This window comes from uncultured Salinisphaera sp. (assembly GCF_964012375.1).
GTDB lineage: Bacteria > Pseudomonadota > Gammaproteobacteria > Nevskiales > Salinisphaeraceae > Salinisphaera.
In genome coordinates this window covers 1-26,654 of record NZ_CAXGSH010000054.1, presented here as the reverse complement: position 1 = coordinate 26,654, position 26,654 = coordinate 1, and the positions used below count along the sequence as shown (strand labels likewise).

The 26,654-nt window shown below is 63.9% G+C and carries 21 protein-coding genes; 11 read left to right on the top strand and 10 right to left on the bottom strand.

Annotation, left to right across the window (positions count from 1 at the left end; translation table 11 throughout):
• On the bottom strand, positions 1-1,991 hold a 1,991-nt coding region (locus ABNU97_RS10750), incomplete at its 3' end, for an AAA family ATPase (RefSeq protein WP_348766713.1).
• Positions 1,988-3,283 (bottom strand): DNA repair exonuclease, encoded by a 1,296-nt coding sequence (locus tag ABNU97_RS10745; RefSeq protein WP_348766712.1) that lies wholly within the window; start codon positions 3,281-3,283, stop codon positions 1,988-1,990. The genes ABNU97_RS10745 and ABNU97_RS10750, both read right to left, overlap by 4 nt.
• A 93-nt stretch (positions 3,284-3,376) precedes the next feature.
• Here ABNU97_RS10745 and ABNU97_RS10740 point away from each other — a divergent pair, with 93 nt between their 5' ends.
• Complete coding sequence (locus ABNU97_RS10740) at positions 3,377-4,489, top strand: DUF1615 domain-containing protein (protein WP_348766711.1); 1,113 nt, start codon at positions 3,377-3,379, stop codon at positions 4,487-4,489.
• A 312-nt stretch (positions 4,490-4,801) separates the two neighbouring features.
• On the opposite strand, the gene ABNU97_RS10735 is transcribed toward ABNU97_RS10740, so the two are convergent.
• On the bottom strand, positions 4,802-6,769 hold the full coding sequence (locus ABNU97_RS10735) for an alkyl sulfatase dimerization domain-containing protein (protein WP_348766710.1): 1,968 nt from the start codon (positions 6,767-6,769) through the stop codon (positions 4,802-4,804).
• 219 nt (positions 6,770-6,988) lie between these two features.
• On the opposite strand from ABNU97_RS10735, the gene ABNU97_RS10730 reads away from it, so the two are divergent.
• The 5 genes from ABNU97_RS10730 to ABNU97_RS10710 all read left to right on the top strand — a co-directional run bounded on the left by ABNU97_RS10730 (position 6,989) and on the right by ABNU97_RS10710 (position 12,546).
• The gene (locus tag ABNU97_RS10730) at positions 6,989-7,996 is read left to right on the top strand and encodes an AraC family transcriptional regulator ligand-binding domain-containing protein (RefSeq protein WP_348766709.1); all 1,008 of its coding nucleotides are present in this window, start codon (positions 6,989-6,991) and stop codon (positions 7,994-7,996) included.
• Between the two features lie 121 nt (positions 7,997-8,117).
• Entirely contained in the window at positions 8,118-8,951 is an 834-nt protein-coding gene (locus tag ABNU97_RS10725) for an ABC transporter substrate-binding protein (RefSeq protein ID WP_348766708.1), read from the top strand.
• Between the two features lie 9 nt (positions 8,952-8,960).
• Positions 8,961-9,782: an amino acid ABC transporter permease gene (locus ABNU97_RS10720; RefSeq protein ID WP_348766707.1), complete on the top strand. Its 822-nt coding sequence runs from the start codon at positions 8,961-8,963 to the stop codon at positions 9,780-9,782.
• Between the two features lies 1 nt (position 9,783).
• On the top strand, positions 9,784-10,539 hold the full coding sequence (locus ABNU97_RS10715; protein WP_348766706.1) for an amino acid ABC transporter ATP-binding protein: 756 nt from the start codon (positions 9,784-9,786) through the stop codon (positions 10,537-10,539).
• A gap of 213 nt (positions 10,540-10,752) precedes the next feature.
• Positions 10,753-12,546, top strand: a complete 1,794-nt coding sequence (locus tag ABNU97_RS10710; protein WP_348766705.1) for an EAL domain-containing protein — start codon at positions 10,753-10,755, stop codon at positions 12,544-12,546.
• Positions 12,547-12,587: 41 nt separating this feature from the next.
• Here ABNU97_RS10710 and sbcB read toward each other — a convergent pair whose 3' ends face one another.
• From sbcB to ABNU97_RS10695, 3 genes are all read right to left on the bottom strand, one after another.
• Positions 12,588-14,027: an exodeoxyribonuclease I gene (gene sbcB / locus ABNU97_RS10705; protein WP_348766704.1), complete on the bottom strand. Its 1,440-nt coding sequence runs from the start codon at positions 14,025-14,027 to the stop codon at positions 12,588-12,590.
• A 32-nt stretch (positions 14,028-14,059) separates the two neighbouring features.
• The gene (locus ABNU97_RS10700) at positions 14,060-15,955 is read right to left on the bottom strand and encodes an ATP-binding cassette domain-containing protein (RefSeq protein ID WP_348766703.1); all 1,896 of its coding nucleotides are present in this window, start codon (positions 15,953-15,955) and stop codon (positions 14,060-14,062) included.
• Between the two features lie 79 nt (positions 15,956-16,034).
• Positions 16,035-17,354, bottom strand: coding sequence for a DEAD/DEAH box helicase (locus ABNU97_RS10695; protein WP_348766702.1), 1,320 nt, complete (start codon positions 17,352-17,354; stop codon positions 16,035-16,037).
• Positions 17,355-17,656: 302 nt separating this feature from the next.
• Between ABNU97_RS10695 and ABNU97_RS10690 the strand changes: the two genes are divergently transcribed.
• On the top strand, positions 17,657-18,778 hold the full coding sequence (locus ABNU97_RS10690) for a CNNM domain-containing protein (protein ID WP_348766701.1): 1,122 nt from the start codon (positions 17,657-17,659) through the stop codon (positions 18,776-18,778).
• 117 nt (positions 18,779-18,895) lie between these two features.
• Positions 18,896-19,411 (top strand): molybdenum cofactor biosynthesis protein B, encoded by a 516-nt coding sequence (gene moaB, locus ABNU97_RS10685; protein WP_348766700.1) that lies wholly within the window; start codon positions 18,896-18,898, stop codon positions 19,409-19,411.
• A gap of 126 nt (positions 19,412-19,537) precedes the next feature.
• Here the strand turns inward: moaB and ppa are convergent, their stop codons facing one another.
• Both ppa and ABNU97_RS10675 read right to left on the bottom strand, forming a co-directional pair.
• Positions 19,538-20,071: an inorganic diphosphatase gene (gene ppa, locus ABNU97_RS10680; RefSeq protein ID WP_348766699.1), complete on the bottom strand. Its 534-nt coding sequence runs from the start codon at positions 20,069-20,071 to the stop codon at positions 19,538-19,540.
• 72 nt (positions 20,072-20,143) lie between these two features.
• The gene (locus ABNU97_RS10675; protein WP_348766698.1) at positions 20,144-21,406 is read right to left on the bottom strand and encodes a 6-phosphofructokinase; all 1,263 of its coding nucleotides are present in this window, start codon (positions 21,404-21,406) and stop codon (positions 20,144-20,146) included.
• A gap of 182 nt (positions 21,407-21,588) precedes the next feature.
• On the opposite strand from ABNU97_RS10675, the gene ABNU97_RS10670 reads away from it, so the two are divergent.
• Positions 21,589-22,146 (top strand): adenylate kinase, encoded by a 558-nt coding sequence (locus ABNU97_RS10670; RefSeq protein ID WP_348766697.1) that lies wholly within the window; start codon positions 21,589-21,591, stop codon positions 22,144-22,146.
• Positions 22,147-22,167: 21 nt separating this feature from the next.
• On the opposite strand, the gene rnd is transcribed toward ABNU97_RS10670, so the two are convergent.
• Positions 22,168-23,334 carry a ribonuclease D gene (gene rnd, locus ABNU97_RS10665; protein ID WP_348766696.1) on the bottom strand — a complete coding sequence of 389 codons (1,167 nt, stop codon included), beginning with the start codon at positions 23,332-23,334 and terminating at the stop codon, positions 22,168-22,170.
• A gap of 15 nt (positions 23,335-23,349) precedes the next feature.
• Here rnd and ABNU97_RS10660 point away from each other — a divergent pair, with 15 nt between their 5' ends.
• A complete protein-coding gene (locus ABNU97_RS10660; protein WP_348766695.1) occupies positions 23,350-23,880 on the top strand; it encodes a hypothetical protein in 531 nt (176 codons plus the stop codon).
• Positions 23,881-23,927: 47 nt separating this feature from the next.
• A complete protein-coding gene (gene mpl, locus ABNU97_RS10655) occupies positions 23,928-25,280 on the top strand; it encodes a UDP-N-acetylmuramate:L-alanyl-gamma-D-glutamyl-meso-diaminopimelate ligase (protein ID WP_348766694.1) in 1,353 nt (450 codons plus the stop codon).
• A 626-nt stretch (positions 25,281-25,906) separates the two neighbouring features.
• Here the strand turns inward: mpl and ABNU97_RS10650 are convergent.
• Positions 25,907-26,188 (bottom strand): hypothetical protein, encoded by a 282-nt coding sequence (locus ABNU97_RS10650; protein WP_348766693.1) that lies wholly within the window; start codon positions 26,186-26,188, stop codon positions 25,907-25,909.
• Between the last annotated feature and the right edge of the window lie 466 nt (positions 26,189-26,654).

Below are 26,654 nucleotides of genomic sequence, written 5' to 3'. Positions count from 1 at the left end.
CCGTCGCGGCGATCAAGCCAGTCGCGCATGGCGGCCGGGCCGGCCGGTTCAATCTCGGCCGCCAGCCACAGGGCGTTCCATTCGGTTCGCAGGCCGTCGAGACGGGCCCTGGCGTCGTCGCGACGCGTGCTGGCCTGTTCGAGCGCCTGTTCGCGTTCGGCTACATGGCGCTGGCGTTCGGCGTCCTGGGCAATGGCTTCGGCCCGATCGAAACGGGCATCGGCGAGTTCGTCGGCGGTCTGCGTGCTGCGCTCGAAGGCGGCGACCGGGTTGTTTTCGCTGGCCTTGTCGAGTGCCGGCGTGGGGGCCTGGTCGAACAGATCGGGTTCGCGCTGTTCGACATAGCGCCGGCGGATGAGTTGCCAGCAGGCATCGCGATGCGCTCGGCTCGATTGCAGGGCCTCAATATCGGGCAGCGCGTCGTCGGCGCGGCGGCGGGCCAGCGCATCGCGGGCGCGTTCGACCTCGTCGGTCAGTTCGTCGTGGCGTTGTTGATGGCGCTTGCAGGCCTCGCTGGCGTCGGCGAGTTCGGTATCGAATTCATCGACGCGCGCGCGGGTCGGCACCGACAGCTCGGCCAGGGTGTCGCTGTCGGCGACCGCCGGTTTCAGCGTGGACAGGCGACGTTCGATATCGCGATCCAACCGGTGGACGTTGGCCTGGGCGCTGCGCAGCTCGGCTTCGAGATCGCCTTCGCGGGTGGCAGCGGTCAGCCAGGCTTCGAGCGCGGTGGTATCGCGCATATCGCCCAGCGACTGCAGCTCGTCGGCCAGCCGTGCATCGGCCTCGCGGGCGCTTTCGAGGTTGTTCGCCGCGTGCGCGACGCTCTGGCGAAGGGTGGCTTCATCGGTAGCGATACGTCGGGCCTGGGCGAGCGCGGCCGCGCCCGGCCAGGGCGTGTCTTCATCGTGCCAGTCCAGCTCGGCACGCTCGCGGTCGAGCGCCTGGGCAAGCTGCGTGCGCTCGCGTTCGATTTCGGCGATGCGCTCGCGACCGGCCGCGATCTGGCCGCGCTGTTCGGCCAGGTGCGCGATGGTGTCACCGGCCTCGCGCAGGGCCGGTTCGTCGACCAGCGTTTCGATTTCGGCGTCGATAGCCGCCATCTGATCCTCAATGGAGGCAATCGCGATGCGGCTGGATTCGAGCGTCTGGCAGGCGTGCTCGAAGGCCGGCCGGGCGTCGGCGTCCAATGCCGGCGTTTGTTCAAGTTCGGCGAGTTCGGCTTCGATTTCGCGATAGCGACGGGCCGGACGGGCCACGCGGCGAATGCGTTCGAGCTCGAGGCGTTGATGGTCGAGCCCGCGGCGGCGTTCGGCGAGCTGTTCGTAGTGCGCTTCGGCGGCCTCGAAGGCTTCGCGGCGGCGCTGCCAGTCGCCGACCGTGACTTCGTGCTCGCGGATGTCCGCGTCGGCTGCTTCCAGACGGGCTTTGGCCTGATAATAACGACGGTTCTGGGAAGCGTTGGGCGACCATAGCCCGTCTGCCTCGGCCACCAGGGCTTCGCGTTCGGCGAGCACGTCCGCCAGGCCGGAGCCGGCCGCAAGCAGAGCGGTATTGGCATTGGCATCGGCTGCGGCCAGGGTTTCGCCGCCGGCGCGCAGGCCCTCGTGATTCAGGCTGAACATGCGGGTGAAAAAGGCCCGGTCCGCCCCCGCGAGCTGGCGTTCCAACTCGGTTTCCAGCGTGTTCGCGGCCGCGCCGTCGGCGTCGAGCAGGGTGTTCTTGCGACCTTTCTTGCGGATCGCCTCGATTTCGGTGTCGCCGGCCTCGACCCGGGCACCGATGCGCAGGGCGTTGTAGGCATGTACGAAGTTCAGGTCGGTCTGGGTCGGAAAACCGAACAGGAAGTCGCCGATCGCGCTGCGGGCGGTGGATTTGCCGGCCTCGTTGGCGCCAAACACGAGTTGCAGGTCGGTTTCGCCGCGCGTGAAGGCCAGCCGGCGATCGGTGAAATGGCCATAGGCGAGCAGGTCGAGCTGAGCAAACCTCATGACATGGACTCGTCTGCCGCGAGACGCGAGAGCAGATAATCGCCGGCGCCGTCGATCAGCGTCGCGGTATCGCCGTCGATGGCCGCACGCAGCAGCGCATCGTCGGCATTTTCGCGAATCTCGTAGGGCAGGCGCTCGGCCAGACGGCGGATATCCTTTTCGATCATCGCCCGAATATCGGGGTCGTCGACGGCTTCGTCGAGCAACCGCTGCATTTCGCCCAGCGCGTCCTGGCGTGCGCGACGGGTGGCGGCATCGAGGGCCGGCGTGGTCGCCAGCTTGATCTTTTCGACATAGACCTGGGCCGAACCCATCGCCGCGGCAGCGGCCCGTGCTTCGGCCAGCAGCCGTTCGGGGACCGCGGCCAGCCGGTCGTGCAGGGCGGTGGTGCCGGTCAGATGCAGGCGGATAGCGAGCAGTCGACCCTCCGCTGCATCGGCGCCGGTTTCGATCGCCCGGCGCATGGCCGCGATTACGTCGTTGAAGTCGTCGGCCGCGGCGATATCCACCTCGCTTTCGGCCCAGCGGGCGACATCGCAATGAACGGCCCGCAATGCAGCCACGCGGCCGTCTTCCACGATCACTTCATAGGCGCTCTTGGCGCCGGTTTCGCGGATGGAACGACCCTGGAGATTGCCCGAGAACACCACGTGCGGATGTTCGGCCAGCACTTCGGCGCCGTGGACATGGCCCAGCGCCCAGTAGTCGTAGCCCTTGGCGGTGAGTTCGTCGAGCGAGCAGGGCGCATAGTTGGCGTGACCGCCGCGCCCGCCCAGGCCGGTATGCAGCACGCCGATATTGAAGTGCTCGGCGACCGGCGCGGGGTAACCGGGCACCAGGTTGTCGGTGACCGCGCGTTCGGCATAGCTTTCGCCGTGAAGGGCGACGTCGAGGTGCTCGAGCGTGGTGGTTTCCGCTTGTTCGTGCGAGAACACATACACGTTGTCGGGCAGCGACAGGCTGCGCGTCATCTGGTTCTGGGCATCGTGGTTGCCGTGGATCAGATAGACCGGAATCGAGGCGCTGGCCAGGCGGTGCATCTGGCGCACGAAGAACACGCCGGTCTGGTAGTCGCGCCAGTCGCCGTCGTAGACGTCGCCGGCGATGATCACGAAATCCACCGCGCGTTCGATGGCCGCGTCGATAAGCGCGGTCAACGCTTCGCGGGTGGCCAGGCGCAGCCGCTCGGCGACGCCGGGCACGGTGTCCGAGAGCCCGCGCATCGGGCTGTCGAGATGGATATCGGCGGCATGGATGAAGCGAAACGAGCGCAAGGACGACGGCGTGATCACGAAATAGATGCGGGCATCTTATCCCGCGCACGGGGCAGGCCCAATGCCCGGGGGGTATCGCATAAAACGAACCGCTCGGGCAGAGTCGCGCTCATGTCGAGTGTCGTTGCTACCCGCGCGCTGCGCGCAGTCGTTGTGCTGAACCTGTTGTGGCTGGCCGGCTGTGCCGTGCTGCGCCCTACCGAGCTGCCCCGCCGGCCGGCCGCCGAGGTGCGTGCCGAGCTGGTGTCACTCATGCCTGCGGGCGTGGACGATCGCGCCGGCTGGGCGGCCGATATCGAAACCGCCTTCGCCGCCCGGCATATCGAGGCGTCGAGCGCGAATCTGTGTGCGACGCTTTCGGTCATCGCGCAAGAATCGTCATTTCGTGCTGCGCCCGTCGTGCCCGGCCTGTCGCGCATCGCCCGCGGCGAGATCGAACGCCGGGCGGCAGCCGCGCATATACCCGATTTCCTGCTCGACAAGGCGCTGAGTCTTGAATCCGCCAACGGCCAGAGCTATGACGAACGCCTGGATACGGTACGCACCGAAAGCGATCTGAGCGATCTGTTCGAGGAATTCATCGCCCGCGTGCCGTTGGGCAGTACGCTCTTCGGCGGCTTCAACCCGGTACAGACGGGCGGGCCGATGCAGGTGGCGATCGATTTCGCCGAACAACACGCCGACGACTATCCCTACGACGATGCGCAATCGCTGCGCGCGGAGGTTTTCAGCCGTCGCGGCGGGCTGTATTTCGGCATCGTTCATCTGCTCGGCTACGACGTCGATTATCCAAGCCCGCTCTATCGCTTCGCCGACTACAACGCCGGCTGGTATGCCAGCCGCAACGCCGCGTTTCAGCGCGCGGTGAGCCAGCTCACGGGCACCGATCTCGCCCTCGACGGGGACCTGATCTCGTATCGGGCCTTTTCGGTGAGCAATACCGAACGCGCTACCAAGTCGCTCAGCGATCGCCTGGACATGGGCGAGGGCCCGATCCGTCGCGATCTCACCGAGGGCAGCGGCCCGGACTTCGAGCGCACGCGGCTGTATAAACGCGTCTATGCACTGGCCGATAAGGCGGCCGGCGAACGCGTGGCGCGGGTGATCCTGCCCGGGATCAAGCTCGAAAGCCCGAAGATCAGCCGCGATCTCACAACGGCCTGGTTCGCCGAGCGCGTGTATTCGCGCTGGCAGGCGTGCATGGGCCGCGCCGGGCGGCCGTGAGATAGCGCCCGGCGCGGTTAGTGAATCTCTGCACAACCTGTCGCGGTCGCGCCGGCGTGCTTTGCGCGTGGCTGGCAAGGAGAGGCAGACGTAGCGTGTTGGTTACACGGTTCGTTTGCCTAGACGCAGACCAGGCGCTCGCAAAGCCCCCGGCCGCTAAGCGGTTCGGCCTCAAATGCGCCGCGACTGCGTTGTGCGAGCTTGACCTGCCAATGAGGCAGGCGCTGCGCTCGGACGCCTTCTCGCAACGCATTTGACCTTGAAAGTCTTTTCAGGGCGAACGCGAACCGCGAGAGGTTGTGCAGAGATTCTCTAGGGCGTGACGATCGCAAAGCCGCGATCGGGTGTTTCCAGCAGTGAGAAGAAGCGCCCAAGACTGGCGCGGTCGCCCTCGACGTTGAGCTGTTTGGGCGAGAGCTTGCCGCCGATCAACGCCAGCAGCGCCGGGTGGGTGAGATGCACGGTGGCATCCGCATTTTCGGCAATCGGGCGTTGCCAGTGGTGGAGCACGCCGTTTTCGATGGCGAGAACGTGGTTCTGGCCCAGGTCGGTGAAGTCGAAGTTGATGGTGAGATCGCGCTTGGCGGCCTCGGGGCCGTTCAGGCGTGCGGCCATGGCATCGAAGAAGCGCTCAATCGGCACTTGGCGCAGCAACCCGATGCCGCGCGATAGATCCAGCGATGTGCCGAGCGGCCCGTCACGCAGCTCTTTGGCGCCGGTGAGATAGATATCGCGCCACGGGCCGGATTCGGCCTGGTAGCCGAGCTGGTCGTAGGTGTTTGCGAGCAATTGCCGGGCGGCGGCGTTGTCCGGCTCGGCAAACACCACTTTATTGAGCACTTCGGCTGTCCAGCGATAATCGCCGGCATCGAACGATTGCTGGGCCTTGGCGACGACGGCGTCGGCGCCGCCCATGTAATCGACATATTTACGGGCCGATTCGGTCGGCGGCAACGGGTTGAGATGGGCCGGGTTGCCATCGAACCAGCCGAAATACCATTGATACACCGCCTTGGCGTCATGGCTGACGGTGCCGTAGTAGCCGCGGTTGTGAAAGGGTTTGGCCAGCGATTCCGGCAGCGTGAGTTGCTCGGCGATCTCGCGCGGCGTGTAGCCGGCATTGGCCAGGCGCAGGGTCTGGTCGTGGATGTATTTATAGGTGTCGCGTTGTACCTTGAGATAATCGACGATCTCGTCGTGGCCCCACACCGGCCAGTGATGGCTGTTGAATACCACCTCGGCACGCTGGCCGTAGCGTTGTAGTGCTTCGTCGATATAGCCGCTCCACTTGAGGGCATGGCGCACCTTCGCACCGCGCAGCGTATAGACGTTGTGCAGGGTATGGCTGACGATTTCGGCCCCGCAGAAGGCCTTGAACTGGGGCAGATAGAAGGTCAGTTCGGCGGGTGCTTCGGATTCGGGGGTGTACTGGAAATCGAAGTCGACCCCGTCGACGGTCAGCGTCTGGCCGGTATGGTCGATGATATCGGTGGGCGCGAGAATGCTGAAATGCCCCTTGGACGGCGCCTTGCCCAGCCCCGAATCCACATGGCCGCGCGCGTCGCGCGCCAGGGCGCCGCCAAACATATAGGTCGCGCGCCGGCCCATGGCCGGGCCGGCCAGCAGGTTTTCGCTGGTCGATTCCTCCATGAAGCCCTTGGGCGCGATGATGCGTACGTTATCGCGCTTGGCCTGCTCGGGGCTGAGCACGCCCTCGATACCGCCGAAATGGTCGATATGGCTATGCGTGAAGATCACCGCGACGATCGGCTTGTCGTCGATGATATGGGCCTTGGCCATCTGCCAGGCCGCGGCGGCCGTCTCGGCCGTGGTCAACGGATCCACCACGATCCAGCCGCTGTCGCCCTCGATGAGCGACATGTTCGACAGGTCGTAGCCGCGTAGCTGATAGACCCGATCGGTGACCTTGTACAGGCCGTGCAGGTCGTTGAGCTTGGCTTGTCGCCACAGGCTGGGATTGACCGTGGCCGGCGCGGCGCCTTCGATGAAATCGTAGGCCGTCATGTCCCAGACCGGCTGGCCGTCGCTGTCTTTTATAACCAGCGCCGGATCACGCGCGATCAGGCCGCGCTTGGCGGCATCGAAATCACCCCGATTGGCCAGCGGCAGGCGTTCGGCCACGCCGGCATTGGCTGTACGCGTGGCTGGGGTGGCCTCGGTCGGCTGGCCGCCCTGTTGCGCGGTTGCGGGCGGCGTGTGTGTGCCGAGCGCGATGGCGGCAACGGTCAGCAGCGCCGCGCTATGGATGTGTCGGTTCATGTCGGTCCCCTCGTTAATAGGGCATCGCAGTCATGGCTCGGCCCGGGCGTCAGATCTTTTCCGTGCTTGCTCGATTGCGTGCCGTTATGGGTACCGCGGCCTTGTCAGTTGGTGGTCACAGCCTGCGGTATCGCTTCATGGTCGTCTTATCGCTGCCGTGCGTATTGACTTTGCGTGCCGTTTTTTTAACTTTGAGCGACAGCTTGTATGGGTGTGTGGATGCCCAGTCTGGTTCGAAACAGTGCACTCTATGGCTTTGGCCGCTTCGTGGCTGAACTGGGCGGCGACGCGCGTGCCTTGCTGGACGACTGCGGGCTGCCGGCGGATATCGAAACGCGTGTGGATGGGTTTTTGCCCTATCGCACGCTCATCGCCTTGCTGGAATTGTGTGCACAGCGGTTGCGCTGCCCGGATTTCGGCATGCGCCTGGCCAGTGTCCAGGGCATCGAGATTCTGGGCCCGCTGGCGGTGGCCATACGTCATGCTGCGACCGTCGCCGAGGCGATCGAGCAGGCGGCCAGGTATCTGCACGTATTCAATCCCGGCCAGCGCATGACCATCCGGCGTGAAGGTGCACAGGTGTGTCTGCGCTTCGAGATATTGCTCGAGAACGTGCCTCATACCCGGCAGGCCAACGAACGGGCCCTGGTTTTTCTCAAGCGGGCACTGGAACTGGGTGGCGATGTGGCGCCGCCGCGCCGGGTGTTGTTTCGCGATAGCCGGCTCGCGCCGCTGAGTGTCTACCGCCGCGTGTTCGGGACCGGCACGTTGTTGTTCGACCAGGCCGAATGTGGCCTGGATGTCGATAAGGCCACCATGGCCGCCTCGCTGCAGCGGTCGAACCCGCATATCCGCGCGATGGCGATTGCCTTCATGGAACAGGCCGCCGGCCCGCGCGCCCAGCAGGTGTCGTTGCGGGTACGTGATATCTGTCGTCGGCTTTTGCCCACGGGTGGTGCATCGATCGATATCGCGGCCGAATATCTCAATCTCAACCGGCGAACCCTGCAACGGCGGCTTGCCGACGAGGGCACTGGTTTTTCTGCGGTGCTCGATGGCGTACGCGCGGATATGGCGACACGTTATTTGGCCGAGGCCGATCTGCCGCTGGGGCAGGTCGCGGCACTGCTGGGGTATACCGAGCAAAGCGCGCTCAACCGGGCCTGTCGGCGTTGGTTCGGTCTTACACCACGCGGCTATCGTCAGCGCCTTCAGCGGCGCCTGTGAACGCCGGCGAGCGGCGGCGTCGAGGCCATGGTCGCTTTGCAAAAGTCGTATTGCAGAGGCTGTTACGACATGTGGCAGACTCATTGCAAGGCAAACGCACGATTCCCAGGGAGATTCAATCGTGACAGCTTCAAAGGGCCGCTCGGGCCGATTCGGTTTGTGTTTTATCGTCGTGCTGATGGCCGGGGCCATCGCCGGCTGCAGCCAAGACGAAGGCGCCACGGTCGATGGCATTCATCTGGTCAACGCCGATGCGCTGACGGTGTGTACCCATATTCCATACAAGCCGTTCCAGTTCACCGGCGACAACGGTGAAGTTGTCGGCTTCGACGTGGATCTGGTCGATCTGCTGGCCCAGGATCTGGGCGTGGAGACGCACGTGGTGAGCGTGGACTGGAACCAGATCACGTCGGGAGCCGTGCTCGCCGCCGGCACCTGCGATCTGGCCATGGGCGGGGCGACGATCACGCCCAAGCGTGAAGAGGCGGTACTGTTCTCGGACCCGTACTTCAACGCCACCCAGGCGCTGCTGGTGAAAAAGGGCAGCGATTACGAAAGCCTCGAAGATCTGCAAGGCAAACGCCTGGGCACCCAGACCGATACCACCGGCGCGATCTATGCCGACAAGCACGCCGAGCAGTACGGTTATACGACCGTGGTATTCGACGATCTCGCCCTGGAGACCACCGCGGTCAGCGCGGGCAAGGTCGATGCTGCGATCAACGACAACGGGCCGCTGTATCAGTACGCGGCGGACAACCCGGATACCGAGATCGCGGCGGAATTCGATACCGGAGAGCGATACGGCTTTCTCGCCAAAAAGGACGACGAGAACGCGCAGAAGCTTATCGATCGACTCAACGAAGCGCTGGCCAAGGCCCGGGAAAACGGCCGCTATGACGAGATATTCAAGAAATGGTTCGGTCAGGTACCGGGCACGATCAACGAACAATAGCCGGCTGGCATGACGACCCGACAAAGCGGGGAGGCCCCCCGCAGGACGAGCCCGCGTATCCGGGCCCGGCGTATTCGTGCCGTGCAGTACGCGCTGCTGGTGGCGGTGGTCGTCGCCGCGGGCCTTTCTGCGGACTGGGCACAGATCGGTCGTAGCTTTTTCGATCCTGGCCTGATCCGCTATACCGTTATGCACGGCCTGTGGCTGGCGCTGTGGAACACGCTGGTCTATACCGCGGGCGGCTTCGTTCTGGGGCTTGTCGCCGGCACGCTGCTGGCGATGATGCGTTTGTCCGACGTCGGGCCCTATCGTTGGCTGGCCACCGTCTATATCGAGTTCTTCCGGGGCCTGCCGGCGCTGGTGGTGTTCATGGCGTTTTCGTTGCTGCCGCTGGCGTTTCCCGGTCTGGCCATGCCGTTGCCGCCCTACGGCACGGTGTGGGCGGCCCTGGGCATCGTCGGCAGTGCCTATATGGCCGAAACCATTCGCGCGGGTATCCAGGCGGTGCCCCGCGGGCAGATCGAGGCCGCCCGCTCGCTGGGCATGTCGGCGAGCCAGGCGATGTGGCGTATCACCCTGCCACAGGCATTCCGAATCATGATCCCGCCGTTGACCAACGAGCTGATCATGCTCATCAAGGACTCCTCGCTGGTATTCATCGTCGGCCTGTCGGCGGCCAACTTCGATCTCACCAAATTCGGACGGGCGGCGGCCAACAGCAACGTGAATATCACGCCGCTGGTGGTGGCCGGCCTGGGCTATCTGATCATCACCCTGCCACTGTCGATCATCGTACGGCGCATGGAAGCGGCAGCGTCGCGGGGGCGGTGATATGACCCAGGCCGAACCGCTGGTCGATATTCGCGGGCTGAACAAGTATTTCGGCCACAACCACGTGCTGCGCGATATCGATTTCAGCGTTGCGCGCGGCGAGGTCGTCTGCGTGATCGGGCCTTCGGGGTCGGGCAAGTCGACGTTGCTGCGCTGTGTGAATATGCTGGAAACGCCGCAGTCCGGCACGGTTCGGGTCAACGGCCGGGAGCTGACCGACCCGGACTGCGATATCGATGCCGCACGCCGCCAGATCGGCATGGTGTTCCAGCAGTTCAATCTGTTCCCGCATCACAACGCGCTGGATAACTGCACGCTGGCCTTGACGACGGTATTGAAAAACAAACGGGAGGTCGCTGAGCGGATCGCCCGCGAAAACCTGGAACGGGTGGGTCTCGCCGATAAGCTGGACGCCTATCCGGCGCGTTTGTCGGGCGGCCAGCAACAGCGGGTCGCGATCGCTCGGGCGCTGTCGATGGACCCGGCGCTGATGCTGTTCGACGAGCCCACGTCGGCGCTCGACCCCGAGCTGGTCGGTGAAGTGCTTTCGGTCATGCGCCGCCTGGCCGCGGAGGGCATGACCATGATCGTGGTCACACATGAAATCGCGTTCGCTCGCGAGGTGGCCGATCGGGTGGTGTTCATGGACGGCGGCGGCATTGTCGAGCAGGGCCCGCCGGCGACGCTGCTTTCTGCACCACGCGCGGCGCGCACCCGCGACTTTCTCAAGCGCGTGCTGGTGCCAGTTGCTGACTGAGTCGATTTCGGGGGTAGACTGATCCGGCCTGTGCGCCAGTGCGAACAAGGCGTTTCTGCCGCTTTAGGCGCGCCGAAGCGCTGTGTGTCGCCTCTGCGCGCCGGTTCAAGTCGTACTTAAACCAGTCGATAGATATCGCTGAGATAACGCGCGGGTTGCGCGGTCAATAACTTCCCGGTCGCATGCATGAAAACGTGCTCCATGGCGCAACGAGTGACAGATCCTGAACGCTTGAGAGAGGTGCGTTCGCTCAACCTGCTTGATACGCCGTTCGAGGACCGCTTCGACCAGTACACCCGGCTTGTTGCAAGCGTATTCGGCGTACCGACCGCGCTGGTAACGCTGGTCGATGCCGATCGGCAGTGGTTCAAGTCGATGGTGGGCTTCGACCGGCGCGAGACGCCGATCGAGGAGTCCTTCTGTGCCCATGCGTTGCCGCTGGATCTGCTCTACGTACCCGACGCCCGCAAGGACCGCCGCTTTCACGACAACGCGCTGGTGGTAGGCGAGCCCTATATCCGGTTCTATGCGGGCGCGGTTCTCAAGGGGCCGTCCGGTGAACCCTTGGGCACGCTGTGCGTGATCGACCAGCAGCCGCGCGAACTCTCGGACGTGGATAAGTGGCGGCTGCTGATGTTTGCCCGCATCGTGGAAAGCGAGATCAATCTGCACAAGCAGTTCGACCATTGGTCGGTGGGCCTGCAGCACAGCGTGATGTACGACTCGATCACGGCCCTGCCGGGGCGTGCCCTGTTCGAGGAGCTGGTCTCCAGTACCTGGGAGCAGGCTGCCGGCGCGGCCAAGACGCTGACCCTGGTGCATTTTCATCTCACCAACTTTGAAGTTCTGCATTCGCTGGCAGGGCAGCTTGGCTGTGATCACGTCATGGCTACGATCGCGCGCCGGCTCGAGCAAAACGTCCGGGGCGAAGATCGTATCGGCATGCTCGGCACTGATCGCCTCGGTCTGGCGATTACCTGGGGTGCGGCCGGGCCTGATGAATCGGTTGAACGCGTCAACGTGCTGACGCGCACGCTCGCCAAGCCCGTGGACTACAACGGCACGCGCCTGCCGATCGAAATCGCGGCCGGCGTCAGCCGGGCGCCCGGCGATGCGCCGGATGTCGAGACGTTGCTTGCCCATGCGCGTATGGCGGCCGCGGACGTGCAGCAAGGCGGGCCGCGCGTGCGCTGCTATTCCAGCGACGTGCATCGCAGCGTGGCGCACAGCCACGAACGCCAGTACCGACTGGCCGAGACGTTGCGCTCGGATGCGCTGGATCAGGTCTATCAACCGATCGTGGAATGCAGCACCGGCCGCATGATCGGAGTGGAAGCACTGGCGCGCTGGACCGACGCCCAATGGGGGGCGATCAGCCCGGCCGAGTTCGTGCCGATCGCCGAAGCCGATGCGGATCTTTGTCGAATGTTGACGCGCTGCACGCTCAACAGCGCCTGCAAGCAGCTTGCGCAGTGGCGCGGTGAGTTCGACTTTTTCCCTTACATGGCCGTGAATATCGCCGGGGCCGAGCTTTACCGCGACGACTTTGCCGATATGGTGGCCGGATTGGTTGCCGAGCATCAGGTGCCGGCCACGAGTCTCGTGCTCGAGATTACCGAGCAGAGCGTGATTACGGATGTGGAAACCGCGGCCAAAACGATGAACGCGCTCCGCTCGCAGGGGTTCCGCTTCGCCATCGACGATTTTGGTACCGGCTATTCGTCGCTGCGCTATCTGCAGCAGCTGCCGCTCGATATTCTCAAAATCGATCGCAGTTTTACCCAGCTCATTACTCAGGATGCGACCAGCCACGAGCTGACCGTCGGCATTCTTCAGATTGCGCGCACGCTCAACCTGGCCGTGGTCGCGGAAGGGGTGGAAACGGCCGAACAGTACGCGGTGCTCCAGCAGCTGGGCGCCGGGCATATCCAGGGCTTTTTACTGGGCCGGCCGCAGCCGGCGGATGCGATCAGCGAGCAGCTCAAGGCGTTGCAGCCGCCGCGCTGAGCGTCGTTGTCGCCTCCCGCGGCAGCGGGTCGGCCCTGTCGCTATAGCCGTTGCCGCAGTTTCGCGCTCCAGGCCTTGAGATCGAGCAGCAGCTGCAGTTGGGCCGGCTCGCCCTTGACCCGTTCCATGAGCTGGGCGATGAGTTCGTCGTAGTCGTCCAGCGTCAGGCCGCCGTCCGGCGCGAACTCCAGGCGTTTCGACAGCCAGTTGTTCCAGTCGTCGCGTTCGGCGTCGACCAGCGTTTCCGGAAAATGCCGGGCGCGATAGCGAAACAGCAGCTCGTTGAGGCGGTTGTCGGCGAACACGATCGCGCCGTCTGCCAGATCGGCAGCCGAGGTACGACGCACCTGCTCGGCCAGCTTGCGGTCGGCATCGCCCACAAAACCATCGTAGAGCGCGGCTTCGGCGTCGCCGTCGGGCTCGAAGGCGTGGGCCTCGAATACCGCCGTTGCCTTGGCTTCCACCTCGGAAAGCTGGTCGTGAATGGCTTTCCAGTGGCGTCGGCACTGGTTGATGTCGAGGTTCAGCCGCTCGGCCTCGCTCTCGCGCATCATCTCGAAAGGGGCGAGCACTGGGCACTTGTTCAGGTGTACGCCCTTGAGCGCGACGCGCGGCGTGTCTTCGGGCAGATCGGCCGCGGGCGTGAAGATACGCTCGAATATCTCGTCTGGCGGCAGTTCCAGCAACGGCGCCGGGTCGACGCGCAGATCGTAGACGATCACGCAGTTCTTGTTGCTCGGATGCGCCGCAATCGGCATGACCGGCGACAGACAACCGTTGGCCGCTGGAAACTTGGACGACACGTGCAGCGCCGGTTTGCGCGTGTCCATGTCCAGCATCTTGCGCGCGCTGTGCTTGTCGCGATTGTTCACGACATAGTCGAACAGCTTGGGCTGTTTGTCGCGGACGAGTTTCGCCAGGCCGATGGTGGCATGCACATCGGATAACGCGTCGTGCGCGCGTTCCTGGACCAGGTTGTTGGCCGTGGCCAGATGTTCGAGCTTGAAGCTGGGCGCGCCGTCTTCGCGCTGCGGCCATTCGATGCCGTCCGGGCGCAGGGCATAGGCCAGGCGCACCATGTTGATGATGTCCCAGCGCGAGCAGCCGTTCTGCCATTCGCGGGCGTAGGGGTCGAAGAAGTTGCGCCAGAGCGTGTGGCGGGTGACTTCGTCATCGAACTGCAGGCTGTTGTAGCCCACGCTGCAGGTGCCGGGCGTGGCCATTTCGGCGACGATGGTTTCGATGAACTCGGGCTCGGGCACGCCCCGTTCGAGGGCCATCTGTGGGGTGATGCCGGTAATGAGCGTGGCTTCGGGGTGGCCGAGCATGTCCACCGGCGGCTGGCAGTAGAGCACCACCGGTTCGCCCACGATATTGAAGTCCAGATCGGTCCGGATACCGGCGAACTGGGCGGGTTTGTCGCGGCGCGGGTCGGCGCCGAAGGTTTCGTAGTCGTGCCAGAAGTAGGTCGGCGTGCTCATCGGCGTCTCGTTTGGCGTCGGTTTTGAAACGCTCAGGAGGCGGTCTGCGCCTGTTCCAGCGCCTCGGCGTTTTCCATCCAGTTGGCCTCGGCCTTGTCGAGCTGTTTGCGCAGCTTGCCCTGTTCCTGCGACAGGCGCGCGATCTCGGTTTTGTTGCCGTAGACGCTGGGCTTGGCCATTTCCTTTTCGATGGCGGCGATCTTTTCCTCGAACTTGGCCATATCGGCTTCGGCCTGCTTGATCGCCCGCCGCAAGGGTTTTTCTCGTTCGCGCTGGGCGGCGGCATCGCGGCGTGCATCCGCGCCGCTGCCACCAGGCGTGGTGGCTTTTTTCGGCTTGTCGTTGCCTTCCCGGGCCGAGTTCTGGCGGGTAAGCCACTTGGCATAGTCGTCCAGATCGCCGTCGAAGGGCATGAGCGTGCCGTCGTCGACGCGCCAGAGCTGATCGCAGGTGGCATCGATGAGGTGGCGATCATGGGCAATCATGATGACGGCGCCGCTATAGCCGGCGAGCGCGGTTTCCAGCGCGTGGCGCATGTCCAGATCGAGATGGTTGGTCGGCTCGTCGAGCAACAGCAGGTTGGGCCGGTCGTAAACCACCAGGGCAAGGGCGAGGCGTGCCTTTTCGCCGCCGGAGAACGGGGCAATGGGTTCCAGTGCCTTGTCGCCGTGGAAATCGAAGCCGCCGAGAAAGTCGCGGATCTCCTGTTCTGAGGCACGCGGCGCCTGGCGTTGCAGGTGGGTGGCGGCACTGGCGTTGTCGTCCAGCACTTCCAGCTGGTGCTGGGCGAAGTAACCCACGCGGGTGTACTTGTCGTGCTGTACGTCGCCGCTGATCGGGGCCATCTCGCCGGCCAGCAGCTTCATCACCGTGGATTTGCCCGCGCCGTTGCGCCCGAGAATCGCCAGCCGGTCGCCGGCGGTGATCTGCATCTTGATGCCGCCCACCAAGGCCACGCCGTCGTAGCCGGCATCGGCGTTGTCGAGCCGCAGCAGGGTATCGGGCAGGCGCTCGGGCTCGCGGAAACTGAAGGAAAACGGCGTGTCCCAGTGGGCTGCCTCGACCTTTTCCATGCGCTCCATCTGCTTGAGCTTGCTCTGGGCCTGGCGGGCCTTGGTGGCCTGGGCACGGAAGCGATCGACAAAGCCCTGCAGCTGGGCGAGTTTCTTCTGCTGGTTTTCGTAGGCAGCCTGCTGCTGCAGCTTGGCCTCGGCACGCATGGTCTCGAACTCGGAATAGTTGCCGGTATAGAGCGTGGCGCGCCCGCCTTCCAGATGCAGCGTATGGCTGATCAACGCATCGAGAAAATCACGGTCATGCGAAATGATGATCAGCGTGGCCGGGTGGCTGGCCAGGTATTCCTGCAGCCAGAACACCGCGTCCATATCCAGATGGTTGGTGGGCTCGTCGAGCAGCAGCAGATCGCAGCGGCGCATGAGCGCGGCCGCCAGGTTCAGGCGCATACGCCAGCCGCCGGAAAAGGAGTCCAGCGGCGCGGTATGCGTTTCCGGCGCGAAACCCAGGCCGTGCAGCAGTTTGGCGGCCCGTGCGGTGGCCGAATAACCGTCGATTTCGGCCATGCGGCCATGCAGTTCGGCCATGGCGTTGCCGTCGACTTCGGCCTCGGCCTTGGCGAGCTTGGCCTCGACCGCGCGCAGTTCGGTATCGCCGTCGAGCACGAAATCCAGCGCCGACTGTTCGCCGGCCGGCGTGTGCTGGCGCACCGTGGCGATATCCAGATGCGCCGGGATCTCGGCCTCGCCGGAATCCGGCGACAGCTCGCCGAGCATCATGGCGAACAGGCTGGACTTGCCGGTGCCGTTCTGGCCCACGATGCCGATACGCTGGCCGGGCTGGAAACGCACGTTGACTTTTTCCAGCAGCTTACGTGATCCGCGGCGGAGAGTGAGGTCTTTGAAAGCGATCATGGGCGCTATTGTAAATGAGGCGGTGAAATGAAAACGGCCCGCATGAAGCGGGCCGTTGATAGCGAGCCTAAGCCAGAGATTAGGACTGGCTGCCGCCACCGCCGCCACCGGAGCGGTTGCCGCCCCGATTGCCGCCCCGGCTGCGCCGGCGTTGCTGATTACGGCCGGGCGCATTGTTGCCACCACCGCCGCCGCCGCCGCGCTTGGGCGGACGGTTGCCGCCGGCGTTGTTCGGACGCCGGGCCGGGCGGTCGTCGGCTTCGTCATTTTCGCCGGCGCGCAGATCCACGCCTTCCACGGTCATGCGTTCGATCTGCTTGCCGATGAGCTTTTCGATGTCCTTGAGCAGCTTGCGCTCGTCCGGGCCGACCAGCGATACGGCTTCACCGGCTTCGCCGGCACGCCCGGTGCGCCCGATACGGTGGACATAGTCTTCCGAGACGTTGGGCAGCTCGTAGTTCACCACGTAAGGCAGCGATTCGATATCGATACCGCGGGCGGCGATATCGGTGGCCACGAGCACCTGGATATCGCCGTTCTTGAAGCCGTCGAGTGCCTTGGTACGGGCGTTCTGGCTCTTGTTGCCATGCAGGGCCGCCGCCGGCAGGCCGTCGCTGTCGAGCTGTTTGCACAGGCGATTCGCGCCGTGCTTGGTCCGGGCGAACACCAGCACCTGATGCCAGCCGTTTTCCTTGATCAGGTGGCTGAGCACGGCACGCTTGCGCGGTTTTTCCACCATCACGACCTTCTGGTCGATACGGTCGGCGGTGGCGTTGCGCGGGGCGACATCGATCTCGACCGGATTGTGCAGCAGGCTGGAAGCCAGCTTGCGGATATCCTTGGAGAAGGTCGCCGAGAACAACAGCGTCTGGCGTTTTTCCGGCACGTACTTGAGCACGCGCTTGATATCGTGGATGAAGCCCATGTCGAGCATGCGATCGGCTTCGTCGAGCACCAGGGTCTGGATGTTCGACAGGTCGGCATGGCCTTCCTGGAGCAGGTCGAGCAGGCGACCGGGGGTGGCGACGACGATATCGACGCCTTTCTTGAACTGGGCGATCTGCGGCTGATAGCCGACACCGCCAAAGATTACCGTGCTGCGAATCGCGCCGGACTTGCCGTAGGTACGCACCGATTCGTTGACCTGAGCGGCCAGTTCACGGGTGGGGGCGAGCACGAGCACACGGGGCTTTTTCTGCTGGGCTTCGCCGAGCCTGTGTAAAAGCGGTAAGGTGAACGCAGCGGTCTTGCCAGTGCCGGTCTGGGCCGCGGCGAGTACGTCCTGGCCATCGAGTACGGCGGGGATGGCCTTGGCCTGAATAGGCGTGGGTTCGCTATAACCGGCGGCGGCGACCGCTTCGAGAAGCGACGGCGCCAGGCCGAGTTGATCAAAAGGCATAGAGAGTCTTCCATTGGGCTGCGGCACATCATGAACACGAGACATCCGCTGCCGCATGGCATGATGGCGTGGATCGCAGCGCCACGAGAACACGCAGGGCTGCAACGGCCGGCTCGCGAGGGCGAGCGTGGCGCACACCGCAATAACGCGCGGGCACCGGGCCGAATAGTCCACTATACGCGCCGGGGCGATTGAACGATAGCCGCGTGCTAGAACGAATCCGGCGACCGCGTGTCGCAGGTTGCAGGGAAATCAACTAAATCAATGCCTGCGCCTGGGCGGCGTAAGCGAGTACGGGTGACATGGCGCTACTTCTTCTCTATCTGTTTCTTGCACTGGGCGTATCGTTTTTATGCTCTGTGCTGGAGGCGGTTCTGCTGTCGATCACGCCCTCGTATATCGCGTTGAAGCAGAAGGAAGGCGGGCATGTCGGCGAGCGTCTCGATACGCTCAAGTCGGATATCGATCGGCCACTGTCGGCGCTGCTGAGCCTGAATACGATCGCGCACACCATCGGCGCGGCGGGGGTGGGCGCCCAATCCCAGGTGGTGTTCGGCAACGGTTATCTGACCGCGACTTCGATCGTGCTCACGCTGTTGATCCTGGTGATTTCCGAGATTATTCCGAAAACGCTGGGCGCGAACTACTGGAAACAGCTGGCGCCCAGCGCGGCGCTGCTGCTGCAATGGATGACCAAAGCGCTCTATCCGCTGGTGGCGCTGTCGATGGTGGTCACCAAGCTGCTTACGCCCAAGCATACCGGGCCGGCTTTCTCGCGCGACGAGTTCCAGGCCATGGCCGATCAGGGCGAAGCCGAAGGCGTGTTCGATATCGAGGAATCGCGCATTTTGCGCAACCTGCTGCACTTTCCCTCGCTGCGGGTAAAGGACGTACTCACCCCGCGCGTGGTGATGATGGCCTTCACCGAAAACGAGACCGTGACCGAGGTGTTCGAAACGCTGGGCACGCGGCGTATTTCGCGCCTGCCGGTGTTTTCGCAAGACGGCCACGAGATCACCGGCTTCGTGCTGCTGTCGGACGTGCTCAGCGAAATCGCCCGCGATCGCCACGGTACGGCGCTGTCGGCGATTCAGCGCGACGTGCTCGTCGTGCCCGAATCCCTGTCGCTTTACGGACTTTTTCGCAATCTGCTCGAGCGTCAGCAGCAGCTGGCCGTCGTGGTCGACGAGTACGGCGATATCGTGGGTGTCGCGACCATGGAAGACGTGGTCGAAACCATGCTTGGCCTGGAAATCATGGACGAGGGTGACAAGGTCGAGGACATGCGGGTGATGGCGCGCGAACAGTGGAAGCGGCGTGCGCGCAAGCTCGGCCTCATCGAACAGGACCTCGACGAGGACGAGGCTGCTGCCCGGCGCCGCGCCGCCGCCCGGCACGAGTCCTCGGCCGGCTCGCCGGTCTGATAGCGGTTACGAGCGCTGCCGGCGCATCGCCGGGCGCGTGACGTATTCGGCGTCGCGGCTCTGTGGCAGCGGACTGTGGCATCGTGAGCGGCTTGTAAGCACACTCCAGGGTATGTCATGAGCGACCGATTCGTCCCGCTGCATATCGCCGTACTTACGGTATCGGACACCCGGACCGAGGCTACCGACAAGTCCGGCCGGCTACTGGTCGAGCGGATCGAGGCGGCCGGCCACCATCTGCACGAAAAGGCCATCTGTACCGACGACATGCACGAAATTCGGGCCCGGGTCGCCCGCTGGATCGCCGACGAAAAGCCGGATGTGGTCATTACCACCGGCGGGACCGGCCTGACCGGGCGCGACGTCACGCCGCAGGCGGTTGAGGTGCTCTTCGATCGGCGTATCGACGGCTTCGGCGAAATGTTTCGGGTGCTGTCCTACGACACGATCGGTACGTCGACGTTGCAGTCGCGCGCGATCGCCGGCGTGGCCAAGGCAACCATCATCTTCTGTCTGCCGGGCTCGACCGGCGCCTGTGCCGACGGCTGGGACAAGCTGATCGCCGCCCAGATCGATGCGCGCACTACGCCCTGCAATCTGCAGGAACTGTTACCGCGGCTGACCGAGCGCTAGCTTCGCCGGCGAGCGCGGGACACAGGCAACAAAAAGCCCCCGCCGGCGAACCGGTCGGGGGCTTTTTCGGTCTGTGCAGCCTGTCGATGCCTTGAGGCATTGGGACTGACAGCGGCCGTATGGCGATCAGCCCTTGTTGTAGGCCTCGATCGACTTGTTGATTTCGGCCTTGGCTTTTTCAGCGCCTTCCCAGCCGGTGATCTTCACCCACTTGCCTTCTTCGTGATCCTTGTAATGCTCGAAGAAGTGCTGGATCTTGTTCTTAAGGCGCTCGTCGACGTCGGCGAGATCCTTGATGTCCCTGTAATAGTTGGTGGCGATCTTGTCGGTGGGCACGCACAGGATCTTGGCGTCCAGGCCGGATTCGTCCTCGGTGCCGAGTACGGCCACCGGACGGGCCTTGATCACGCAGCCGGGCACAATCGGCTCGGGGGTGAGCACCAGCACGTCGACGGGATCGCCGTCGTCGTACAGCGTCTGCGGCACGAAACCGTAGTTGGCCGGGTAGTGCATGGCCACGTTCATGAAACGATCGACCATGAGACAGTTGGTGTCCTTGTCGACTTCGTACTTGACCGAGCTCGAGCCTTCCACGATCTCGATAACGACGTTGACTTCGTCCGGTGCTTTCTTGCCCGGTGTAATGGCTTCAAAGCCCATTTCAGACCCCTTGCGAAGGTGAATGTTCGAATTTGTGGCGACCGATTGTAACCGATGCGGCGCGACGTGGTTTCATACCTCGAAGCCCTCGCTGAGCTTCTTGGCGACGGCCACGTTCTTCAGCCGTGCGTACTGCGGCAGCCCGTCCGCATAGGGCGGATAGGCTTCGCCGGCGATCAGCGGCTTGAGATAGCGCCGGGCGGCCTCGGTGATATGAAAACCGTCCTCGCTGATGAATTCGCGCGGCATCATCTTTTCGACGTTGGCCACCTCGTCCAGCGGCGCCTCGCCGATGGTCCATTGGTAGGGCTCGTCGGACTCACGCACGATCGACACCATGATCCCGGACTTGCCCTGGACCGCGTATTCCACGGCGGCGCGGCCCACGGCGTAAGCCTGTTCCACGTCGGTCTGGGAGGCGATATGACGCGCCGCACGCATCAGATAGTCGGCGATCGCATAGTGGTATTTGTAGCCGAGCTTGTTCTTGATCAGCTCGGCCAGCGTCGGCGCCATGCCGCCGAGCTGCTTGTGACCGAAGGCGTCGGTGCTGCCGGCATCGGAGAGGAACTCGCCGTCGGCGTTGCGTACGCCTTCGGAGGCCACGATGGTGCAGTAGCCGTGGCGCTTGACCGTGTCATCGACCTTGGCCAGGAATTTCTCCTCGTCGAAGGCGATTTCGGGAAACAGCAGCACGTGCGGGTCCTGGCCCTCGGCTTCGCTGGCCAGGCCGCCTGCGGCCGCGGTCCAGCCGGCATGTCGGCCCATGACTTCCAGGATGAAGACCTTGGTAGAGGTCTTGCACATGCTGGCCAGGTCGAAACCGGCTTCGCGAATCGAGACCGCGGTGTACTTGGCTACGCTGCCGAAACCGGGCGAACAATCGGTATGCGGCAGGTCGTTGTCCATGGTCTTGGGTACATGGATCGCCTGGATCGGATAGCCCATCTTTTCCGACAGCTGGCTGATCTTCAGGCAGGTATCGGCCGAGTCGCCGCCGCCGTTGTAGAAGAAATAACCGATATCGTGGGCCTTGAAGACCTCGATCAGGCGTTCGTACTGGGCGCGATTTTCTTCCAGACCCTTGAGCTTGTAGCGCGCCGATCCGAACGCGCCAGCCGGGGTGTGCTTGAGGGCGGCGATCGCGCCGGCCGACTCGGCCGAGGTATCGATCAGGTCTTCGGTCAGCGCGCCGACGATGCCGTCGCGCCCGGCATAGACGGTGCCGATCTTGTCGCTGTGTTCGCGCGCGGCTTCGATAACGCCGGCGGCCGAGGCATTGATGACGGCGGTTACGCCGCCGCTTTGGGCATAGAAGGCATTCTTTCGGGTCATGGGTTCATCCTGGCTGATCAGATGCGCCGCAAAGCATACGTGAGAGTCGCGGGTGTCGAAAATTGACTTGCTCAGAACGAATCATTAACGTCGGCCGTTCGTTCGTGCGCGTGCTCGGGTTTGTGTGCGCACAACGTTCTACCTTCTGGTTGTGACAACGCCAAGCCGTGCGCGGAGAAATCATGCTGAAAATCGTCCTGCTGGGTGCCCCAGGTTCGGGCAAGGGAACGCAGAGTGAAAAGCTGGTCGCCGAATTCGGCGTACCGCAGATTTCGACCGGCGATCTGCTGCGCGGCGCGGTCGCCAACCAGACTGAGCTTGGCAAGAAGGCCAAGTCGGCGATGGATGCCGGCGAGCTGGTTTCCGACGATATCGTGGTCGGCATGATTCGCGAGCGCCTGGCCGAGGACGACACCGAGAACGGCTTCATCCTCGACGGTTTTCCGCGCAGCCTGGATCAGGCCAAGGCGCTGGATGAGCTGCTCGACGAAATGAATCGTCCGCTTCAGGGCGTGGTCCATATCAAGGTGGACAACGAGGAGATCGTACAGCGGCTCATGGCCCGTGGCCGCGCCGACGACAACGAGGAAACCATCCGCAACCGGCTCAAGGTCTACCAGGAACAGACCCAGCCGCTGGTCAAGTTCTACGAAGACAAGGGGCTGCTCACGGCAGTAGCCGGCGTCGGCGAAGTCGACGAGATCTATGCCCGTATCAAGGCCGCCCTGCCGGCCGACTGACCGCGCGGCCGGCCCTCAAGGTTATGACACGCCGGAGCCGGTTGCGGCTTCGGCGTTTTTTATGGCCGCGAGTACGGCCTCGCCGGCAACGCCCGCGCGCCAGCCGCTGAGCACCCGCAGGTCGCGCTCACCGGCGACCAGCGCCGCGATTTCCTTACGGCTGGCCAGCGCGGAGGCCGCGATATCGTGGCTTTCGGCGCGCTCGGCCAGCGTATCCATGCCGATCTTTACGAGCCGTTTTTCCTCGTCGCTGGGCGCCGTCGGTAGCGGTGCGATCGGCTCGGCCGGGCGCTCGGCGGCGTCTTCTAGACAGGCGAGAAGGGCCTCGCCATGGCGAGCCCGGGTCTTGGCCGGCAAGGCGCGGATCGCGCCCATGGCCTCGGCATCCCGAGGCTGGCGTTTGGCCAGTTCGATCACGGCATCGTCGGCCAGAATCCAGCGGCGCGGGCGATCGCTGGCCATGGCTTCACGTTCGCGCCAGTCGGCGATTACAGCGAGTGCCTGTTGCTGGGCGGGCTTGAGCCGATGCCAGCTCTTGATACGCCGCCAGGCCTGCGTGGTGTCGACATCGAAGCGTTGCGTGTCGATCATGCGATCGAAGTCCTCGGCCAGCCAGGCTTCGCGCTCGCGTTCGACGAGCTGCTGGCCGATGACGTGATAGGCCACCGCCAGATAACGTACGTCGTCGGCGGCATAGTCCAGCGCGCCGTTGGGCAGGGGGCGTTTGCTCCAGTCGGTACGGGTATGGGCCTTGGGCAGGTCGATATCCAGCAGGGCATCAATCAGGCGGGCATAGCCCATCTGGTCGTCGAGCCCGAGCAGGGGCGCAGCCACCTGGGTATCGAACAGCGGTGCGGGCAGGTTCCCGAAGCGCTGGTAGAGCACTTCCAGATCCTGTTCGGCGGAATGGAACACCTTGAGCACGTTCTTGTCGGCCAGCAGCGCGGCCAGCGGTTCGAGATCGTCGAGCGCGATGACGTCGATCAGCCCGACTTCCTCGGCATCGGCGATCTGCACCAGACACAGCTTCGGGTAATAGGTGCTCTCGCGCAGGAATTCGGTATCGACAGCGATCCAGTCGCGCGTTTGCATGCGCGCGGCGAACTCGGCCAGCGCCGCGTCCTCGGTGATCGTAACGACGTGTTGGGGTGGCTTCGGTATCATGCCCTGTGCTCTGACAAGCTTCATAAGGATGTCTTATCCATGGTTTTTGCGCGGCGGGTGATCGAATTAATGCTGCTGCGGCGTGGCCCCCAGGATATGCCCGGGGACTCGACGACGCTCATCGGCTGTGCTGCGGGCTATTGTATCTTGTTGTTTCTGCAGGTCGGCCTGTTGATGCCGGCGCCCGCGGCCGCGCTTCAGGCGTTGCTGGCCACGGCGCTGCTGGCCTTGTATGTGCGCACCGTGCTGCGTATTCGTCAACTGCCCAACCGTTTCAACCAGACCGCGACGGCGTTGTTCGCCTCGGGTGCCACGCTCACCCTGATCATGCTCGCGCCCACCCATGCGATGGCGCCTTATCTGCAGGCGCTGGGGCAGGCGAGCGATCCGCAGGCGGTGGCCATGCCACCCACCTTCGTCACCCTGTCGTATGTGGCCATGGGCTTCTGGGGGCTGGCGATCTATAGCCACGTCTATCGCAACGCACTCGACGCCGGCCTGTGGCTGGGCGTGGCCGCGACCATCGCCTTCGAAGTGCTGCTGCTGCTTGTCTTTTCGGTGCTCGGCTAGCCGGCGACCCGCGACGAGCGCTTGTTTTTCGATCCGAGGTTTTCTCAATGCATGTCCATATTCTTGGCATCGGCGGCACCTTCATGGCCGGCGTGGCGCTGCTGGCGCGCGCGGCCGGGCATACCGTGACCGGCTCCGACGCCGGCCTCTATCCGCCGATGAGCACGCAGCTGGCCGAGGCCGGTATCGACGTGATGGACGGCTATGCGGCGCATCACCTCAAACCAGCACCCGACCAGGTGATCGTCGGCAATGCCATGAGCCGCGGCAACCCGGCCGTGGAATACACCCTCGATGCCGGCCTGGACTATATTTCCGGGCCGCAGTGGCTGGCCGAGAACGTCCTGCGATCGCGCTGGGTGCTGGCCGTGGCCGGCACCCATGGCAAGACCACGACGGCGAGCATGCTGGCGCATATCCTCGAACACGCCGGCATGGCGCCGGGTTATCTGATTGGCGGTATCGCGGCCGATCTCGGCCAGTCGGCCGCAATGGGCAAAAGCGACTTCTTCGTGGTCGAAGCCGACGAATACGATACCGCCTTCTTCGACAAGCGTTCGAAGTTCGTGCACTACCGTCCGCGCACGCTCGTGCTCAACAACCTCGAGTTCGATCACGCCGACATATTCGATGATCTGGAGGCTATCAAACGTCAGTTCCATCATTTGGTGCGCACGGTGCCTGCCAGCGGCCAGATCGTGCACAACGCCGGCGATAGTGCGCTCGACGATGTGCTTGCACGCGGCTGCTGGACCCCTGACACGGGCTTTGCCGCCCCAGGCGCCGACTGGCAGTACGAGCCGCTGACAGCGGATGCGAGCCGTCTTCTCATTCGCCATGAAGGCGAGCACGTGGGTGAGTTGAACTGGCGGCTTACGGGCGCGCACAACGCGGCCAACGCGCTTGCCGCCATCGCGGCGGCCCGGCATGTAGGCGTGGTGCCGAGCCAGGCTATCGAGGCGCTGGCATGTTTTTCCGGCGTGAAACGCCGTATGGAGCTGCGGGGTACGCCTCGCGGCATCCGCGTTTTCGACGATTTCGCCCATCATCCAACCGCCATCCGCACGACTCTGGCCGGTCTGCGGGCTGGACATGCAAAAGGGCGCGTTCTGGCAGTATTCGAGCCGCGCTCCAACACGATGCGCCGTGGCGTGCATGCCGAGACGCTGGCCGCCAGTTTTGCCGACGCCGATCACGTATTCGTCTACGACGCGGACCTGGACTGGGACGCGGCCGCGGTGTTTGCAGCGCTGGGCGAAGGCGTTACCCGCTGCAGCGACCTGGACACGCTGGTTACATCCATAGCGGCCATGGCCGCACCGGACGACAGCGTGGTGGTGATGAGCAACGGCGGCTTTGGCGGCATTCATAGCAAATTGCTCGAAGCGCTGGCGGGCTGATGATCGGCGCCGCGCCGAAAGCGGCCATAAAAAAACCGCATTGAATGCGGTTTTTTTTATCTCCGGGGGGAGAAAGTTCGCCGAGGCCGGGCCGTACCACGTCGAGGCACGAGGGGGAACCGGGAGACGCCGACCCGACCCTGGCGAAAGCGTAGGCCATCGTCACGACGATGGGCCGTTGTAAAGTTCGCCGAGGCCGGGCCGTACCACGTCGAGGCACGAGGGGGGACCGGGAGACGCCGACCCGACCCTGGCGAAAGCGTAGGCCATCGTCACGACGATGGGCCGTTGTAAAGTTCGCCGAGGCCGGGCCGTACCACGTCGAGGCACGAGGGGGGACCGGGAGACGCCGACCCGACCCTGGCGAAAGCGTAGGCCATCGTCATGACGATGAGCCGTTGTAAATTTCGCTTTGGCCGAGCCGTACCACGTCGAGGCACGAGGGGGGACCGGGAAGACGCCGACCCGACCAAGCGAAAACTGTCATACGAATGCACTGCGCACGCGTATCTATTTAAATTCGCCTGTGCCGAGCCGAACCACGCCGAGGCACGAGGGGGGGACCGGGGAGACGCCAGCCCGACCAGGCGAAAACCTGTTGGCAGCTGTGCTGCCGAAACTCCTTGTTACTGCCCTTGACTATCCTGCGCGGACTGCATGTCCTTCATGTAGCGCTGGAACTCATCCTTATCGACCTTGCCGTCGCCGTTCTTGTCCATTTCGTCGAACTTGGCTTCCCAAGGGGTGCCAGCGACTTCCTCCGGCGAAAGCGAGCCGTCTGCATCCGCATCCATGGTGGCCCACGCGGCGGATGCCGTTTCGGCGGCCGTTGCCTGCCCTATCGAGAGGGCCGTTCCGAAGGGAATGGCAATCGCGATGCCGGCAATAACTGCATAACGCTTCTTCATGACTGCTTAACTGCGATGCGTTTCTGAGAACACATAGAGCAACCGCCGTGCCAGTTAATAAAAAATTAGCAATATCAGTTATATAGATGTGTTCTATGGGCAGTACAGGCGGGCGTGTCGCCACAGGCGCTACATGGCCGCCAAAGACTGTTGCCAAACAGCGACGCTATCCGGCAGGTATTTATAAGTTCATGTAACTAATGGATTTATAATGTCGCCGATAAGCGACAGTCGCGCGCTTTCGACGGCTGTGGAATGTCGCCTGACGGCAACGTCGGTGCTAGGGAAGCTCTGCACAACCTGTCGCGGTCGCGCCGGGTGCTTTGCGCGCGATTGACAGACAAGTGAGAGCGTAGCGTGCCCAAGCCAGAAACAAGTGGCACGGTAGCGAACACTGACGCCGATCAAGCTCGCGCAAAGCCCCGGCCCCGAAGGGGTTCGGCCTCACAGACGCCGCGACTGCGTT

Bases quoted from the DNA above. Each gene is read 5' to 3' on its own strand.
- ABNU97_RS10730 (WP_348766709.1), top strand. From the start codon at position 6,989: ATGCCCAGTCTGGTTCGAAACAGTGCACTCTATGGCTTTGGCCGCTTC.
- ABNU97_RS10690 (WP_348766701.1), top strand. From the start codon at position 17,657: ATGGCGCTACTTCTTCTCTATCTGTTTCTTGCACTGGGCGTATCGTTT.
- ABNU97_RS10675 (WP_348766698.1), bottom strand. From the start codon at position 21,406: ATGACCCGAAAGAATGCCTTCTATGCCCAAAGCGGCGGCGTAACCGCC.
- ABNU97_RS10715 (WP_348766706.1), top strand. From the start codon at position 9,784: ATGACCCAGGCCGAACCGCTGGTCGATATTCGCGGGCTGAACAAGTAT.
- sbcB (WP_348766704.1), bottom strand. From the start codon at position 14,027: ATGAGCACGCCGACCTACTTCTGGCACGACTACGAAACCTTCGGCGCC.
- mpl (WP_348766694.1), top strand. From the start codon at position 23,928: ATGCATGTCCATATTCTTGGCATCGGCGGCACCTTCATGGCCGGCGTG.
- ppa (WP_348766699.1), bottom strand. From the start codon at position 20,071: ATGGGCTTTGAAGCCATTACACCGGGCAAGAAAGCACCGGACGAAGTC.
- ABNU97_RS10740 (WP_348766711.1), top strand. From the start codon at position 3,377: ATGTCGAGTGTCGTTGCTACCCGCGCGCTGCGCGCAGTCGTTGTGCTG.
- rnd (WP_348766696.1), bottom strand. From the start codon at position 23,334: ATGAAGCTTGTCAGAGCACAGGGCATGATACCGAAGCCACCCCAACAC.
- ABNU97_RS10720 (WP_348766707.1), top strand. From the start codon at position 8,961: ATGACGACCCGACAAAGCGGGGAGGCCCCCCGCAGGACGAGCCCGCGT.
- ABNU97_RS10695 (WP_348766702.1), bottom strand. From the start codon at position 17,354: ATGCCTTTTGATCAACTCGGCCTGGCGCCGTCGCTTCTCGAAGCGGTC.
- ABNU97_RS10660 (WP_348766695.1), top strand. From the start codon at position 23,350: ATGGTTTTTGCGCGGCGGGTGATCGAATTAATGCTGCTGCGGCGTGGC.
- ABNU97_RS10670 (WP_348766697.1), top strand. From the start codon at position 21,589: ATGCTGAAAATCGTCCTGCTGGGTGCCCCAGGTTCGGGCAAGGGAACG.
- ABNU97_RS10700 (WP_348766703.1), bottom strand. From the start codon at position 15,955: ATGATCGCTTTCAAAGACCTCACTCTCCGCCGCGGATCACGTAAGCTG.
- moaB (WP_348766700.1), top strand. From the start codon at position 18,896: ATGAGCGACCGATTCGTCCCGCTGCATATCGCCGTACTTACGGTATCG.
- ABNU97_RS10650 (WP_348766693.1), bottom strand. From the start codon at position 26,188: ATGAAGAAGCGTTATGCAGTTATTGCCGGCATCGCGATTGCCATTCCC.
- ABNU97_RS10735 (WP_348766710.1), bottom strand. From the start codon at position 6,769: ATGAACCGACACATCCATAGCGCGGCGCTGCTGACCGTTGCCGCCATC.